The following is a 271-nucleotide window of genomic DNA, read 5'->3' as shown; positions in this document are numbered from 1 at the left end:
CCCTCCGCCCGGCCCGAGCTGTCTGGTGCTCGATGTCAGCCTGCCCGACCTGAACGGCCTGCACCTCCAGGCCAGGATCGCCGACGAGCGCGCCGAAATGCCGATCATCTTCATCACCGGCTACGGGGACGTTCCCACGAGCGTCCGGGCGATGAAGGCCGGCGCCGCCGAATTCCTCACCAAGCCGTACGGCGATGAGATGCTGCTCAGCGCCATCAGCGCGGCCTTGGAGCGCAGCGCTGGCGCCGTTGACGAGCGGGCGGCGCTGCAA

1 protein-coding gene is annotated in these 271 nt (G+C 69.4%); it reads left to right on the top strand.

Going from position 1 to position 271, the window contains the following annotated elements; genetic code table 11:
* Positions 1-25 precede the first annotated feature (25 nt).
* A partial coding sequence (locus tag EIK80_RS25975) for a response regulator transcription factor (RefSeq protein ID WP_233586959.1) occupies positions 26-271 on the top strand: 246 nt, incomplete at its 3' end.

Source organism: Caulobacter sp. 602-1, assembly GCF_003931565.1.
In the GTDB taxonomy this organism is placed as follows: Bacteria; Pseudomonadota; Alphaproteobacteria; order Caulobacterales; family Caulobacteraceae; genus Caulobacter.
Note: the sequence above shows the minus strand (reverse complement) of the source record. Positions and strands in the feature narration are given on the sequence as shown.